Below are 13,609 nucleotides of genomic sequence, written 5' to 3' on the forward strand. Positions count from 1 at the left end.
CCGACAGCGCCGCAACTCGGTCGGGCATTTCCCCGCCGGCTCGCCGTACGGTATCGGCACATGGTGCGTGGTGTTCGGTTTCGGTGTGGCGGACCCGGGAATGTCCGCTGAAGGCAGTGGTTCTCGGTGTCGCCGTCTGCGGGCTGATCGGCGCGGGACCCGCTGCGGCAGCGGATGATTCGGCCCGCGCACCGGTCGTCGACCCGGTTCCGGGGCTGCTCGGGATCGTGCCGTGTCTGATCACCACCGGTTCGGCCATGTTCTGCGTGGGAATCACCTGATCGCGAGTCGGACCGTAACGGCGGTGGGGATTGCGCCGACATCGGGGTGACGGTTGGGCCGTTGGGGTTCGACTGTGGCTCAAGATATTTCGATCGAAAGGTGCGCATCCGTGCGATTCATGACCGCGAAGTTCGGTATCGGTCTGACGGTGGCGGCGGCCGCTGTCGTCTTCTCCGCCGGTCCGGTCGCGGCCGAACCGAACGACCTGTCGACACGCGCGTCCGCCGAACAGGTGCTGCTCCCCGAGAGCGGTTCGGCGGGCGTCTACAACAACCTCATGTGCTGGCTGCACACGATTTCGGCGGACGTGCCGTGCATGTGGACCTGACGAGCGTTCCGATCCGAACCGGTCAGTTCGTCCAGTTCTGGTAGATGTCGAGGACGCGGCCGTCGCGGGTGCCAGGGGCGTTGAGGTAGACGGTGATCGAGCCGTCGGGATGGGTCGCGGCCTCGGAGATGACCTGCCGCAACGAGGCGTGCACGCCGCCTTCGTCGTCGCGGTAGATCTGGGTGTCGCTGTGCAGGCCCGCGCCGATCCGGCTCAGCGGCACCACCATCGTGATCAGCGCGGGGATCGGGCCGCCCCCGATTCGGGCGGTCTCCTCGTGGCTGAGTCGCAGTCCTACGCGTCCCTGGGCCGGATCGGCGACCGGTTCGGCGGCGTTGGCGTTCGCGCCGAGTGCGAAGATCGCGGCGGTCGCGATGCCGATCGCGAGGGTGACGGTTCTGACGGCGATCCCCATGACTGCGCTCCTCGGTGCGTGCGGATGCGATGACTCACAGAGAGTACGCACGCGAAACTCGCAGGTCACCGATATCGCGGTGATTGGCGGCGCGTGTTGCCGACGGTGGTCGCTGCGGTGTGCATCACTCCACTACACCCTGTCGTCGACTCGTTGTCCCGGTGCTGACAGACTGGAGGCCGTGAGTTCTTCTCCGCGCGTGACCAGGCCCGCCGTACCGGTTTCCGCCCAGCTCTTCGACCGGGCGAGTGCGGTGATTCCCGGCGGCGTCAATTCGCCGGTGCGGGCGTTCGCGTCGGTCGGCGGGACGCCCCGGTTCATCGCCTCGGCGCGTGGTTGCACGCTGACCGACGCCGACGGCAACGAGTACGTCGACCTCGTCTGCTCCTGGGGTCCGATGATCCTCGGCCACGCGCACCCGGCCGTGGTCGACGCGGTCCGCGCCGCCGCGACCGGCGGTTTGTCCTTCGGCGCGCCCACCGAGGCCGAGATCGAACTCGCCGAAGCCATCGCCGAGCGGGTCGAGCCGGTGCAGCGGGTCCGGTTGGTGAATTCGGGCACCGAGGCCACCATGAGCGCGGTCCGGTTGGCCCGCGGGTACACCGGCCGCGCCAAGATCGTGAAGTTCGCAGGCTGCTACCACGGGCACGTCGACGCGCTGCTCGCCGACGCGGGCTCCGGCGTCGCGACCCTCGGCCTGCCGACCTCGCCCGGCGTCACCGGCGCGCAGGCCGCCGACACGCTGGTGCTGCCCTACAACGACCTCGACGCGGTCGCCGCAGCCTTCGCCGCCCACCCCGGCGAGATCGCGTGCGTGATCACCGAGGCGGCCGCCGGGAACATGGGCGCGGTCGCGCCGCTGCCCGGTTTCAACGCCGGACTGCGCGCGCTCACCGAGGCGAACGGCGCGTTGCTCGTCATGGACGAGGTCATGACCGGGTTCCGAGTCTCGCGCTCGGGCTGGTTCGGCCGCGAGGGCGTCGCCGGTGACCTCTACACCTTCGGCAAGGTCATGAGCGGTGGCCTGCCCGCGGCGGCGTTCGGCGGACGCGCCGAGATCATGAACCAGTTGGCGCCGCTCGGGCCGGTGTATCAGGCGGGCACGCTGTCGGGCAATCCGGTGGCGGTGGCCGCCGGGCTCGCCACCCTGCGCGCCGCCGACGACGCGGTGTACGCGGCGCTGGATCGCAATGCCGAACGACTCGGGTCACTGTTCACCGAGGCGCTGTCCGCGGCGGGGGTCGAGCATCAGGTCCAGTTCGCGGGCAATATGGTGAGCGTGTTCTTCGCCGATCGCCCGGTGACCGATTACGCGGCCGCCAAGGCCAGTCAGACCTGGCGTTTTCCCGCGTTCTTCCACGCGCTGCTCGAGGCGGGCGTGTACGCGCCGCCGAGCGCGTTCGAGGCATGGTTCGTCTCCGCGGCGCTCGACGAGGACGCGTTCGACCGTATCGCCGCCGCTCTGCCCGCCGCCGCGTCCGCGGCCGCGGCCGCAACCCCCGAAGGATCCCGCGCGTGAGTTCCGATCAGCCCGACTTCCGGCAGCGAGAGGTTGCCGACCCGCCCGCCGAACCACCCTCGACCATTGATCCACTCGCCACCGCGAGTTCCCCCGACGAGCGCGCACGAGCGGGCGACGCGGCGGCGGTCGCGCTGACCGAAGGCGCCGATGTCGCCGACGCTTTCGTGCGCGCGGCCGAGGACATATCGACCGACGAATCCGCTGCCGAGGCGACCGTCGCGCCCTCGCGCGGCTCCGCGGCGATCATCGGTCCGCGCGCCGAGGACGAGTCCGCGCTCGACGCGAGCGTCGAGACCATCGTGCACGTGCTGCGCCACGGCGAGGTGCACAACCCGAAGGGCATCCTCTACGGCAGGCTGCCCGGTTTCAGTCTGTCGGTGACGGGGCGTTCGCAGGCGGGCGCGGTCGCGCGGTCGCTGGGCGACCACGACATCGCCGTGGTCATCGCCTCGCCGTTGCAGCGCGCGCAGGAGACCGCGGAGCCGATCGCGGCGCTGCACGGGTTGCTCGTGCGCACCGACGAGAACCTGATCGAAGCGGGCAACACCTTCGAAGGGTTGCGGGTTTCGGTCGGTGACGGCGCGTTGCGCAAGCCGAGGCACTGGTGGAAGCTGCGTGACCCGTTCACACCGTCCTGGGGTGAGCCGTATCTCCAGATCGCGCACCGGATGCTGGCCGCGGTCAACAAGGCGAGGGTCGAGGCCGCCGGTCGCGAGGCGGTGCTGGTCTCGCACCAGTTGCCGGTGTGGACGCTGCGCCGTTTCCTGCAGGGGCAGCGGCTGTGGCACGACCCGAGGCAGCGGCAGTGTTCGCTGGCTTCGCTGACATCCCTGGTCTACCAGGGCGACACGCTGGTCGACATCGTCTACTCCGAACCCGCGGGAAGTTCGGATCCGTCGGTGCACGGCGCATGAGCCGGTGCCCCGCGACCGCCGCACGGACGCGCTCGACCTCGGTCGGGCGCGTCGGGCCGGTGCTGCTCGCCTGCGTCGCGGTGATCGTGGTGCTCGCGGGTTGTTCGACCGGGGCGGATGCGGTGGCTTCCGGCGGCACCTTCCAGTTCGTGTCGCCGGGCGGACGCACCGATATCTCCTATGATCCGCCGAGTTCGCGCGGCACCATCGGCGAGCTGTCGGGTCCGGATCTGATGTCGGACGGCAAGACCGTTTCGGTCCGGGATTTCCCGGACCGGGTGGTGGTGATCAATCTGTGGGGGCAGTGGTGCGGTCCGTGCCGGGCCGAGGCGCCTGCGTTGGAAAAGGTGTACGAGTCGACCAAGGATCTCGGGGTCGCTTTTCTCGGCATCAACGTCCGTGATCCGCAGCGGGACAAGGCGCAGGATTTCGTCACCGACAACAAGGTCGGCTACCCCTCGATCTACGACCCGTCGATGCGCACCCTGCTCGCGCTCGGCGGCAACTTCCCGACAAGTGTGATTCCGACCACGCTCGTGTTGGACCGGCGGCACCGGGTGGCCGCGGTCTTCCTGAAATCGCTGCTCGTCGAGGATCTGGAACCGGTCGTGAAGCGCATCGCCGAGGAGGACGGGCGGTGACGGCGCTGGCGAGCGTGGGGGATTCGTTCCAGCAGACCGCGGCGACGGGTCCGCTGCTGCTCGCGCTCGGCGCCTGCCTGCTCGCGGGTCTGGTTTCGTTCGCCTCGCCGTGCGTGGTGCCGTTGGTGCCCGGTTACCTGTCCTATCTCGCGGGCCTGGTCGGCGCCGAATCGCCGCCGGTCACGGTCGCGCAGGCGGGTGGCGCGCGGGTCGCGGCGCGGACCGGACGGTTGCGGGTCGCGGGGGCGGCCGGATTGTTCGTCGCTGGTTTCACCGTGGTGTTCGTGCTCGCCACCGCGACGGTCTTCGGTCTCATCCAAACCTTGAACGTGAATCGTGAACTGCTGCAACGCGTCGGCGGCGTGGTGACCATCGTCATGGGGTTGGTCTTCATCGGCCTGGTGCCCGCCTTGCAGCGCGACACCAGGATGGAGCCGCGCAGGCTGACCGGCATCGTCGGCGCGCCGCTGCTCGGCGCGGTGTTCGCGCTCGGCTGGACGCCGTGCCTCGGGCCGACGCTGTCGGGTGTCATGGCGGTGTCGGCGGGCACCGACGGCACGACGGCGGCGCGCGGGGTCGCGCTGATCGTGGCGTACTGCCTCGGGCTCGGACTGCCGTTCGTGATCCTGGCTTTCGGGTCGGCGACGGCGCTGCGCGGGGTCGGGTGGCTGCGGCGCAATTCCCGCAACATCCAGGTCGTCGGGGGAATTCTGCTGGTCGCGGTGGGGATCGCGCTGGTCACGGGGGCGTGGGATCAGTTCGTCGGCTGGGTTCGCGACGGGTTCGTCTCCGAGGTGACGCTGCCGATATGACCGTGACCGAAACCGCGCCGGAACCCACTTCGGCGCCGCCGCGTCAGTCGCTGCCCGGCCGCGCGCTGGCCTTCGTTCGCAATACCTGGCGCGGGCTGACCAGTATGCGCACCGCGCTTGTGCTGCTTTTCCTGCTCGCGCTGGCCGCGATTCCCGGCGCGCTGCTGCCGCAGCGGAACCTGAACGAGCAGAAGGTCGACCAGTACATCGCCGACCGGCCGACACTCGGCCCGTGGATGGACCGCTTCGAACTGTTCGACGTGTTCTCCAGTTTCTGGTTCACCGCCGTCTACGTGCTGCTCTTCGTGTCGCTGGTCGGCTGCATCCTGCCGCGCTGCCTCGACCACTACCGCGCGCTGCGCACCCCGCCGGTGCGCGCGCCCCGCAATCTGACCCGGTTGCCGCTGCATCACACGCGGACCGTGGCGCAAACACCCGAGCAGGTGATCGAGCGCGCCGCGAGCCACTTGCGCGGGTGGCGCACCGAGGTACGCGACGGCGACGACCGCGCGCGCGACGGCGAGATCACATTGTCGGCGGAAAAGGGTTACACCCGCGAATTCGGCAATCTCGTCTTCCATTTGGCGCTGGTCGGGCTGCTCGTGGCGATCGCGGTGGGCAAGCTGTTCGGCTACGAGGGTTCGGTCATCGTGATCGCGAACGGCGGTCCCGGATTCTGCACCACCTCGCCAGCGGTGTTCGACTCGTTCAAAGCGGGCAATGTCAACGACGGCACCGGTATGACTCCGCTGTGCGTGCGGGTCAAGGATTTCCGGGCCGACTACCTCGACAGCGGTCAAGCCGAGATGTTCACCTCGAATATCGAATACCAGGCGGGCGCCGACCTGCGCACCGACACCTGGCGTACGACCGCGGTCAAGGTGAACCATCCGCTGCGCGTCGCGGGCGACCGGCTCTACCTGCAAGGCCACGGTTACGCGCCGACCTTCACCGTCACCTTCCCGAACGGGCAGACCCGCACCGAGACCATCCAGTGGCGGCCCGAGGACGCGAGGACCTTCCTGTCCAGCGGTGTGCTGCGCATCGATCCGCCCGGCGGCATGTACGCAACGGACGAGGAGCGCCGCCGCAACCAGATCGCCGTCGAGGGGCTGTTCGCGCCGACCGCGCTCTTCCACGGGAACCTGTTGACCTCGTCCTTCCCGCGCATGGACGATCCAGCGGTCGCGGTGGACATCTACCGCGGCGACACCGGCCTCGACACCGGCCGCCCGCAGTCGCTGTTCGCGTTGGATCCCGAGCAGATCAGGCAGGGCAGGTTGAGCAAGGAGGCCAGGGTCAATCTGCGCCCCGGCGAGTCGACCACGCTGCCCAACGGGACCAAGGTGAGTTTCGACGGCGCGCAGGAATTCGTGAACCTGCAGGTCTCCCACGATCCCGCGCAGCAGTGGGTGCTGGTGAGCGCGCTGGCGATGATGGGCGGGCTGCTGGTCTCGCTGCTGGTGAAGCGCCGCCGGATCTGGATCCGGGTCTACCCGGAGGTAGAGACGCCGGGTACCGTGGCACAACGACGTTCCGTAGTAGAGATGGGCGGGCTCGCGCGCACCGACCAAGCCGGTTGGGGCGGTGAATTCGATCGCCTGCGCGAGCGGCTGCTCGACGACACCGAACCACGCGGTACCGCCGCGCGCGACGCGGACCCGACGGGAGAATGACCATGCCGATCGACGAAACCCTCGCCCAGTACAGCGATTTCGCGTTCAAATCGGCGCTCGTCGTGTACGCGCTCGTGGTGACGCTGCTCATCTGGCAGTACGCGACCGCGCGCACCCAGCGACTCGCCGAACAAGAACCCGCCATGGCGGGCGGCCCCGTCGTACGCCCCACCGGGCCGGGCCGCATCGTCGAACCCGTCGGCAAACCGCTGTCCGAACGCCTCGGCAACATGGCGTTCTCGGTGCTGATCGTCGGCGCCGTCCTGCACATCCTGTCGATCGTGTTGCGCGGATTCGCCACCCACCGCTTCCCGCTCGGCAACATGTACGAGTTCGTCACCATGGCGACCGCCGCGGCCACCGTCGTCGGCCTGGTGTTCCTGCGCGAACAGCGCTACCGCGCCACCTGGGTGTTCCTGCTCGTCCCCGTGCTGATCCTGATGTTCCTCGCGGGCACCGTCCTCTACGCCGACCCCGCCCCCGTGGTTCCCGCCCTGCGTTCGTTCTGGCTCCCGATCCACGTCACCATCGTGAGCATAGGCAGCGGCGTATTCCTCGTCTCCGGCGTGGCCAGCCTGCTGTTCCTGTTCCGCCTGCGCCAATCCGAAGGCAACGAATCCGGCGGCCCCCTCGGCGCCATCGCCAAACGCCTCCCCGACGCCCGCACCCTCGACCGCCTCGCCTACAAAACCACCATCATCGGCTTCCCCCTCTTCGGCGCGGGCGTCATCCTCGGCGCCATCTGGGCCGAAGCCGCCTGGGGCCGCTTCTGGGGCTGGGACCCGAAAGAAACCTGCTCCTTCATAGCTTGGGTCCTCTACGCCGCCTACCTCCACGCCCGCGCCACCAGCGGTTGGCGCGACACCAGAGCCGCCTACATCAACATCGCGGGCTTCACCGCCATGCTCTTCAACCTCTTCATCATCAACATCGTGATCAGCGGCCTCCACAGCTACGCGGGCCTCACCTGACCGGGGTCGAGCCGAGTGTTCGGGCGACCACGAGCGAAATGTGGTTGGCCGGCTATGACGTGATGCGTTATAGTTGACTGAGTGATCCAGTCGTTCAGGGACAAGGAGACGCAGAAGCTTTGGATCGATCGATCCGTGCCGAAGCTGGGAACCGTCCAGAAGGTAGCGCTGAGGAAGCTGACGATGCTCGACGCGGCGGTAGAGCTGCAAGACCTGCGAATTCCACCTGCCAATAGGTTGGAAAGGCTCAAAGGTGATCGTGAAGGGCAGTACAGCATCCGCGTCAATGACCAATGGCGGATCTGCTTCGTTTGGGAAGCGGCTGGACCACGCGATGTCGAGATCGTCGACTATCACTGAGAGGAGAGACCATGGCCATTACGGGACCGTTGCCTCCGACCTCTCCCGGCGAGGTGCTCGCGGAGGAGTTCTTGGAGCCGATGCGGATCAGTCAGAACGCTCTCGCGCGGGCGTTGGGGGTGCCGCCGCGTCAGATCAATCAGATCGTGCACGGAAATCGCGCTATCACACCGCGGACAGCGTTGTTGTTGGGGCGCTATTTCGGTACCACGGCCGAGTTCTGGATCAATCTGCAGACGCATTACGACTTGGTTCGGGAACGAGAGAATCTGCACGACGAGTTGGCACGTATCGTCCCTCGTCCGCCGGTGGCGTGCTGACCTGTTCGGCATAGCGTCGGTCTGGGCGGAGGATGACCGGATGCGCCACAGACGCGGCCCCTCGGGGCAGGGGCTGATTCGCGAGAGTGGTCGGTGAGTTCGGCTCAGCGAGGGGCGAAGCAGATTTCAGGCTCGGTGTCTTCATCGAAATCGCCGAGGTGATGGTGACGGGGCTATTCGATTTGTTCGAGTACTTCGCCGAGGCGGGTGAGGGTGGTGCGCCAGCCGCGTTCCATCGCGTTGCGGGCCATTTTCTGGCGGCGGTTCTCGATGTCGAATCCGGTGTGGGTCAGTAGGAGTCGGGTGCCTCGGCCTTCGGGGTGGACGGTCCAGTCCAGGATCCAGCGGGCGGGGAAGGCGGCGCGTAGGTCTACCCAGCTGATCGTCAACTGTTCGTTCGGGCGGGTGGCGAGGACTTCGCAGGCGATCTCGCCGGGTGGGTCGGTGGGGATCGCGAAGATGAAGTGGGTGCCGATCGTCGGCGCGAATCCGGTGGATCGCATCAACCACTGGGCGATCAGGTCGGGGTCGGTGAGTGCGCGCCAGACCGCTTCGGGCCGCCGCGGGAAGAATCTGCCGATTTCGACCGCCGCCGGATCGAGTTCCGCATCAGATGTCATCGGCGCACCGCCTCAACGAATCCGGCCATGTGCCCCAGCATTCCATGTCGGCTCGCGCGAGAGGTCGTCCGCGCCGAACACGCATGCGCCGTCGACGCGTTCACAACCTCGTCACGCACACCACGAACCGCCGCTCCCGGTACACGATGCCGTGGTCGCCCGCTTTACAGGAGTCGGGGCTCGCGGTGTTGTCGCGGACGGTGAGGACGCGGACCGTGTCGGCGGTGGCGGGCGCCGCGCAGTCGACTCGGCGCGGGTTGTGCGGTACCAGGTCGACGCATCCGCCGACCACCCAGTCGATGTCGAGGCACAGCGCCGCACCGACCGAACCGCGTAGGGTGCCGTCGTAGACGCGGTCGGCGTCGCTGGGGCAGCGGTCCGCCGCGGCGACGGTGTCGATGATCTTGTACCGGGAATCGCCCGCGCCGCAGGCGGTTTTGCCGATTCCGTCGGAGTCGAGCCGGACGCAGTCGCCCGCGCCGAGCCGAACCGCCGCGGTGGATTTCTCGGTGTTGCCGCGCATACCGACCGCGAGCGGCGGCGCGGGCTCGGGCGCCGCGACGGCTTCGCCTTCGACCAGCGGGAGGGTCGAGGTGACCGCCGCGTCGTGACTTTCGACGGGTGCGGTGTCGGCGCTCGTGGTCAGCACCGCCGCGGCTACCAGCGCGGTCGAGACTGCCGCCGCGACAACGATTCCCGTCAGAATGATGGTTGCGCGAAGGCGTCTGCGCGGCATGGCTGGTCCTCCAGAACTGGTGAAGCTTGGCTCGCATCGCTATGCGAATCGAATTCCGAGACTTTCAAATCGGAGACAACGAATGCTTACACCATCGCATAGCCGCACGTCGAGGGGATGTCGGGCAACGGTTTTCGCTCACCGCGGTGTCTCGGTGCTCAGTGGTTCGGTCACGATCGCGCAACGGTGAGGTTTCGCGGCGGGCCGGGTTGGGCACAAAGTGAAGGTTGCCGCCGGATCACCGGGCGCGTTGCCCATCGTGTCACCGGGCGCGTTGCCCATCGTGTCACCGGGCGCGTCGCCCACCGTGTCACCGGCAGGTCGTCCCACCATGTCACCGGGCCTGTCGTCCGCTGTCGGAAACACGAAATCGAGGGTTCCTGAATGAAGTTCGGCACCGTGGCCGTCACCGCGTTACTCGCCGTCGCGTCCGTGGCTCTCACCGCCACCGTCGCGGACGCGAAACCGACGAACGAACCGGCCCGCGAGGTGTCGGCCTCGGGTATCGACAACGGCGTCGAATACCGGACGACGCTGGTCGACGGCTCGCGATCGAGTGCCACCTCGGTCGACCGAGGCCGATTCGCGCTCGCGGGCGACCGGATCACGCTGACGGCGGACAGCGGCGCACTCGTCACGGCGATTCCGCTGGCCTACGAGATCTCGGGCAGCCGGGTCGCGGTGGCGCACACCATCGGCGCCGACGGCCGCACCTTGACGCTGACACCCGAGGTCAGCGCCGCGCAGATCGGCGAGATGCAGCCGGTGAGCTCGATGGCACGGCTCATCGCCGAACTCGAGAAGAACGTGGTCGGCGCGGTCGGTGGCGCGGTGCTCGGCGGCCTGCTCGGCGCGATCCTCGGCGTCGGATTCTTCAGTCTGCTGACCGGGCCGATCGGCATGGTGGTCGGCGCGGTCGCGGGCGCTTACGTCACCGGCGGGCAACCTTTCCTCGACGCCATGACCGCCGTGGTGAGCGGCGCGCCGTGAACTCGTGAGCGACGCCGCGCGACCGGCGTCGACCGGGCGATTCCGTGTCCGTGTCGGCGGCTCGATATGGGACGATCGGCGGCGTGACAGCAGAGTTGGCCGGGGTGTCGGCATGGCCGCAGCAATGGCGATGGGATGACGATCTGGTCGACGGTTACCGCGCGCGCGGGATGAGCGGGGTCGCCGTCGAGGAGATCGATGTCGACGGTGTGCGGGAATCCGGCGTGCTGCTGCCGATGCGTCAGCCGCCGCGCTGGCAGGCGGTGGTGTTCGGGTTGATGGGCTTCGTATTCCTCGCCCTGGCCGTGCTGCTCTTCGTCGAGGTGGTGTTGAACCACGACTGGCTCAACCTGCTCGGGGTCGTGTTGTTCGTCGGGATCGGCGCGGTCACCACGGTCGCGTCGTATCGCGGGTTGCTCGCGCATCGCCGGGTGGTGCCCGGTCTGCTGCTCACGCCGACCCGGGTGATCCGGCGCGGCGGCGGCGGCGATCTGCTGGTTGTCGCGTGGTCGGAGATCGCCGAGATCCGGGCCTACACCCGTGACATGAGCAAGCGGAAATGGCACAACATGTTCGGTATCGATGTGCGGGATCCCGATGGGTTCCGGCGGGCCGCGCGTCGCGAGGGCGGCGGCCGGTTGGCGCACACGCCGACCGGGCCGGAGGTCGTCATGGTCTCCGACGCCGTCATGCGGATGAATCCGCTACTCGCCTATCATCTTGTGCGCCACTACTTCCGGCATCCGGAACAGCGCCATCGCATCACGCGGGCGGTGGGTGCCGGAGGGTAGTTCAGCGGTCGCCTTCACCGTCGCGGTGTTGCTGCCGCGAGATCCGCCACAGGAAGTCCGGATCGTCGTCGGGCCCCATGATCTGTTTGCGCCGGGGTGAACGCGGGGGCGGCCCCGACCTCTCCGGGCCGAACGCCTTCCAGCACAGCACCGCGATCACCACGACCGCGATGAGTGCTACCAGGTACATCACGTCGCTCACCTCCTGACAACGAGGGTAGCGGTGCGCCCGCCCGGTGCGCATCGTCGTGCGCGGAATCGATGTGTACCGGTCGCCGTGCGGGTCGCGGGCGCGACCCGCGACGACGGGGTCTCAGCGCGCCGGGCCTGCTTCGGTGGTGAGCGAGGCGAGCAGTTGGAGCACCTCGGATTCACGGAACCGGCGATGTCCGCCGGGGGTGCGCAGCGATCCGAGGCGACCGGCATGGGCCCAACGGGTGACGGTCTTCGGGTCGACGTGGAACATGGCAGCCACTTGGCCCGGTGTGAGCAAGGTGTCCTGGCCGCCGACGGTGATCGCAGTCATAGCAAACCTCTCCGTTCTCGACAGTTCCCTCATCAGAATGGCGTCATCGTTGCATCCCAACCCCCAGGTACGCGAACCACCTACAGTTGGTAAAGGCGAAGTAATGGACAAAACGGATAGGTTTTCGCGCTCATCGGCAGGTCGAGCCGGAGGGCTGCGGCGGGCGGCGGGCGTAGCTTCGCCTACCCTGGTCGGCGTGAGCGACGTAACTCGACCGGACGGCGCATCCGGCTGGCAAACCTCGAATCCTGCGAATTCGCAGCTCTCGAATCCGAGGCGGCGACTCGCCGTCCACCTGGCTCTGTACACGCTGGCACGGCTCGGGTTGGTCGCGGTGCTCACGGTGGTCGTGGTCGTGGTCGCGAATCTGCTCTCCGTCGAGATACGCATGATCGTCGCGATCCTGATCGCGGTGGTCGTCGCGATGCCGCTGTCACTGCTGCTTTTCACGAAATTGCGGTCGAAGGTCAACGCCGATATCGCCGTGGTCGACGAGAAACGGCGCAAGGACAAGGCGCAATTGCGCGCGCGGCTGCGCGGGGAGGACGGGAGCGCCTCGGCGTGAAACAGTGCGATCGCAGCACCCCGCGCGACTGGGTCGACAATGCGGTGCGGTTGATCGACGCCGATACCCAGCGCAGCGCCGACACCCATCTGCTGCGTTATCCGCTACCGGCGCGATGGGGTGTGCAGCTGTATCTGAAGGACGAGTCGACCCATGTCACCGGCAGCCTGAAACATCGGCTGGCGCGTTCGCTGTTCCTGTACGCGATCTGCAATGGGTGGGTCACCGAGGGCACGACGGTGGTGGAGGCCAGCTCCGGTTCGACGGCCGTGAGCGAGGCGTATTTCGCGAGCATGCTCGGCCTGGATTTCGTCGCGGTGATGCCTGCGAGCACCTCGCCGCGCAAGATCGCGCTGATCGAGGCGCACGGCGGGCGCTGCCATTTCGTGCGGCATCCGCCCGATATGTATGCCGAGGCGGCGCGATTGGCCGAGGAATGCGGCGGCCACTATCTGGATCAGTTCACCAATGCCGAGCGGGCCACCGACTGGCGGGGCAACAACAATATCGCCGAGTCCATTTACGAACAGTTGGCGCTGGAAACGCATCCGGTGCCGGAGTGGATCGTGGTCGGCGCGGGCACCGGCGGCACCAGCGCGACGATCGGCCGGTATATCCGGTACCGCAGGCACGCCACGAAACTGGCCGTGGTCGATCCGGAGAATTCGGCCTTCTTCGGCGGATACGAGACCGGTGATCCCGCTTATCAGACCGGCATGGCTTCGCGAATCGAGGGGATCGGCAGGCCGAGGGTCGAGCCGTCGTTCGTCGGTCAGGTGGTCGACCGGATGATCGAGGTGCCCGACGCGGCGTCCGTCGCGGCGGCGCGGCGGGCCAGTCGGGTGATCGGCCGCCGGGTCGGCGGGTCGACGGGCACCAATCTGTGGGGAGCGTACGCGTTGATCGCCGAGATGGTCGATCGGGGCCGGACCGGCAGTGTGGTCACGTTGATCTGCGACGGCGGCGATCGGTACGCGGGTACCTATTACGACGACGCGTGGGTCGCTGGGCAGGGGCTGAGTCTGGCCGAGCCCACCGAGGTCATCGAGAACTTCCACGCCACCGGCGTGTGGAACGGCTGAGCCGGGTCTGTAGAACTTCGATTCCGCAGGGATGTCGCGCGGCCGTTGTCGTCAATTT

At 67.9% G+C, this 13,609-nt stretch carries 19 protein-coding genes; 14 read left to right on the top strand and 5 right to left on the bottom strand.

Annotated elements, in window-relative coordinates; translation table 11 throughout:
- Nucleotides 1-116 precede the first annotated feature (116 nt).
- Together IT779_RS18825 and IT779_RS18830 are read left to right on the top strand one after the other, a co-directional pair.
- Nucleotides 117-281: a hypothetical protein gene (locus IT779_RS18825; protein WP_196150650.1), complete on the top strand. Its 165-nt coding sequence runs from the start codon at nt 117-119 to the stop codon at nt 279-281.
- Between the two features lie 110 nt (nt 282-391).
- A complete protein-coding gene (locus tag IT779_RS18830; protein ID WP_196150651.1) occupies nt 392-610 on the top strand; it encodes a hypothetical protein in 219 nt (72 codons plus the stop codon).
- Between the two features lie 22 nt (nt 611-632).
- On the opposite strand, the gene IT779_RS18835 is transcribed toward IT779_RS18830, so the two are convergent.
- Nucleotides 633-1,025, bottom strand: a complete 393-nt coding sequence (locus IT779_RS18835) for a hypothetical protein (protein ID WP_198428662.1) — start codon at nt 1,023-1,025, stop codon at nt 633-635.
- 181 nt (nt 1,026-1,206) lie between these two features.
- On the opposite strand from IT779_RS18835, the gene hemL reads away from it, so the two are divergent.
- The 8 genes from hemL (at nt 1,207) to IT779_RS18875 (ending at nt 8,241) form a co-directional block, all read left to right on the top strand.
- A complete protein-coding gene (hemL, locus tag IT779_RS18840; RefSeq protein WP_196150652.1) occupies nt 1,207-2,544 on the top strand; it encodes a glutamate-1-semialdehyde 2,1-aminomutase in 1,338 nt (445 codons plus the stop codon).
- Nucleotides 2,545-2,792: 248 nt separating this feature from the next.
- Nucleotides 2,793-3,461, top strand: coding sequence for a histidine phosphatase family protein (locus IT779_RS18845; protein WP_196150815.1), 669 nt, complete (start codon nt 2,793-2,795; stop codon nt 3,459-3,461).
- On the top strand, nt 3,458-4,102 hold the full coding sequence (locus IT779_RS18850) for a TlpA disulfide reductase family protein (RefSeq protein ID WP_196150653.1): 645 nt from the start codon (nt 3,458-3,460) through the stop codon (nt 4,100-4,102). The genes IT779_RS18845 and IT779_RS18850 overlap by 4 nt, the downstream gene beginning before the upstream one ends.
- Nucleotides 4,099-4,914, top strand: coding sequence for a cytochrome c biogenesis CcdA family protein (locus tag IT779_RS18855; RefSeq protein WP_196150654.1), 816 nt, complete (start codon nt 4,099-4,101; stop codon nt 4,912-4,914). The genes IT779_RS18850 and IT779_RS18855 overlap by 4 nt, the downstream gene beginning before the upstream one ends.
- Entirely contained in the window at nt 4,911-6,590 is a 1,680-nt protein-coding gene (gene resB, locus IT779_RS18860) for a cytochrome c biogenesis protein ResB (protein ID WP_196150655.1), read from the top strand. The genes IT779_RS18855 and resB overlap by 4 nt, the downstream gene beginning before the upstream one ends.
- Nucleotides 6,591-6,592: 2 nt before the next feature.
- The gene (ccsB, locus tag IT779_RS18865) at nt 6,593-7,561 is read left to right on the top strand and encodes a c-type cytochrome biogenesis protein CcsB (protein WP_196150656.1); all 969 of its coding nucleotides are present in this window, start codon (nt 6,593-6,595) and stop codon (nt 7,559-7,561) included.
- A gap of 81 nt (nt 7,562-7,642) precedes the next feature.
- A complete protein-coding gene (locus tag IT779_RS18870; protein WP_196150657.1) occupies nt 7,643-7,921 on the top strand; it encodes a type II toxin-antitoxin system RelE/ParE family toxin in 279 nt (92 codons plus the stop codon).
- An 11-nt stretch (nt 7,922-7,932) separates the two neighbouring features.
- Nucleotides 7,933-8,241: a HigA family addiction module antitoxin gene (locus IT779_RS18875; RefSeq protein WP_196150658.1), complete on the top strand. Its 309-nt coding sequence runs from the start codon at nt 7,933-7,935 to the stop codon at nt 8,239-8,241.
- 173 nt (nt 8,242-8,414) lie between these two features.
- On the opposite strand, the gene IT779_RS18880 is transcribed toward IT779_RS18875, so the two are convergent.
- Both IT779_RS18880 and lppU read right to left on the bottom strand, forming a co-directional pair.
- A complete protein-coding gene (locus IT779_RS18880) occupies nt 8,415-8,861 on the bottom strand; it encodes an SRPBCC family protein (protein WP_196150659.1) in 447 nt (148 codons plus the stop codon).
- 100 nt (nt 8,862-8,961) lie between these two features.
- Entirely contained in the window at nt 8,962-9,597 is a 636-nt protein-coding gene (gene lppU, locus IT779_RS18885; protein WP_196150660.1) for an LppU family putative lipoprotein, read from the bottom strand.
- Between the two features lie 384 nt (nt 9,598-9,981).
- Here lppU and IT779_RS18890 point away from each other — a divergent pair, with 384 nt between their 5' ends.
- Both IT779_RS18890 and IT779_RS18895 read left to right on the top strand, forming a co-directional pair.
- Nucleotides 9,982-10,587 carry a hypothetical protein gene (locus tag IT779_RS18890; protein ID WP_196150661.1) on the top strand — a complete coding sequence of 202 codons (606 nt, stop codon included), beginning with the start codon at nt 9,982-9,984 and terminating at the stop codon, nt 10,585-10,587.
- An 83-nt stretch (nt 10,588-10,670) separates the two neighbouring features.
- Nucleotides 10,671-11,378, top strand: a complete 708-nt coding sequence (locus tag IT779_RS18895; RefSeq protein WP_196150662.1) for a hypothetical protein — start codon at nt 10,671-10,673, stop codon at nt 11,376-11,378.
- A 1-nt stretch (nt 11,379) separates the two neighbouring features.
- Here the strand turns inward: IT779_RS18895 and IT779_RS18900 are convergent, their stop codons facing one another.
- Both IT779_RS18900 and IT779_RS18905 read right to left on the bottom strand, forming a co-directional pair.
- Nucleotides 11,380-11,571, bottom strand: coding sequence for a hypothetical protein (locus tag IT779_RS18900; protein ID WP_196150816.1), 192 nt, complete (start codon nt 11,569-11,571; stop codon nt 11,380-11,382).
- A gap of 120 nt (nt 11,572-11,691) precedes the next feature.
- Entirely contained in the window at nt 11,692-11,904 is a 213-nt protein-coding gene (locus tag IT779_RS18905) for a BldC family transcriptional regulator (RefSeq protein ID WP_196150663.1), read from the bottom strand.
- A 295-nt stretch (nt 11,905-12,199) separates the two neighbouring features.
- Between IT779_RS18905 and IT779_RS37885 the strand changes: the two genes are divergently transcribed.
- Both IT779_RS37885 and cds1 read left to right on the top strand, forming a co-directional pair.
- The gene (locus IT779_RS37885; protein WP_232541902.1) at nt 12,200-12,469 is read left to right on the top strand and encodes a DUF4229 domain-containing protein; all 270 of its coding nucleotides are present in this window, start codon (nt 12,200-12,202) and stop codon (nt 12,467-12,469) included.
- Nucleotides 12,466-13,551 (top strand): L-cysteine desulfhydrase Cds1, encoded by a 1,086-nt coding sequence (gene cds1, locus IT779_RS18915; RefSeq protein ID WP_196150665.1) that lies wholly within the window; start codon nt 12,466-12,468, stop codon nt 13,549-13,551. The genes IT779_RS37885 and cds1 overlap by 4 nt, the downstream gene beginning before the upstream one ends.
- The last annotated feature ends 58 nt before the right edge of the window (nt 13,552-13,609 follow it).

Origin of the sequence: Nocardia bovistercoris, assembly GCF_015674855.1 — a bacterium.
GTDB classification, from domain to species: Bacteria; Actinomycetota; Actinomycetes; order Mycobacteriales; family Mycobacteriaceae; genus Nocardia; species Nocardia bovistercoris.

What these genes read in the sequence shown, in the direction of transcription:
- IT779_RS18850 (WP_196150653.1), top strand. Translation starts at nt 3,458, where the DNA reads ATGAGCCGGTGCCCCGCGACCGCCGCACGGACGCGCTCGACCTCGGTC.
- IT779_RS18890 (WP_196150661.1), top strand. Translation starts at nt 9,982, where the DNA reads ATGAAGTTCGGCACCGTGGCCGTCACCGCGTTACTCGCCGTCGCGTCC.
- ccsB (WP_196150656.1), top strand. Translation starts at nt 6,593, where the DNA reads ATGCCGATCGACGAAACCCTCGCCCAGTACAGCGATTTCGCGTTCAAA.
- resB (WP_196150655.1), top strand. Translation starts at nt 4,911, where the DNA reads ATGACCGTGACCGAAACCGCGCCGGAACCCACTTCGGCGCCGCCGCGT.
- lppU (WP_196150660.1), bottom strand. Translation starts at nt 9,597, where the DNA reads ATGCCGCGCAGACGCCTTCGCGCAACCATCATTCTGACGGGAATCGTT.
- IT779_RS18875 (WP_196150658.1), top strand. Translation starts at nt 7,933, where the DNA reads ATGGCCATTACGGGACCGTTGCCTCCGACCTCTCCCGGCGAGGTGCTC.
- IT779_RS18880 (WP_196150659.1), bottom strand. Translation starts at nt 8,861, where the DNA reads ATGACATCTGATGCGGAACTCGATCCGGCGGCGGTCGAAATCGGCAGA.
- IT779_RS18835 (WP_198428662.1), bottom strand. Translation starts at nt 1,025, where the DNA reads ATGGGGATCGCCGTCAGAACCGTCACCCTCGCGATCGGCATCGCGACC.
- IT779_RS18905 (WP_196150663.1), bottom strand. Translation starts at nt 11,904, where the DNA reads ATGACTGCGATCACCGTCGGCGGCCAGGACACCTTGCTCACACCGGGC.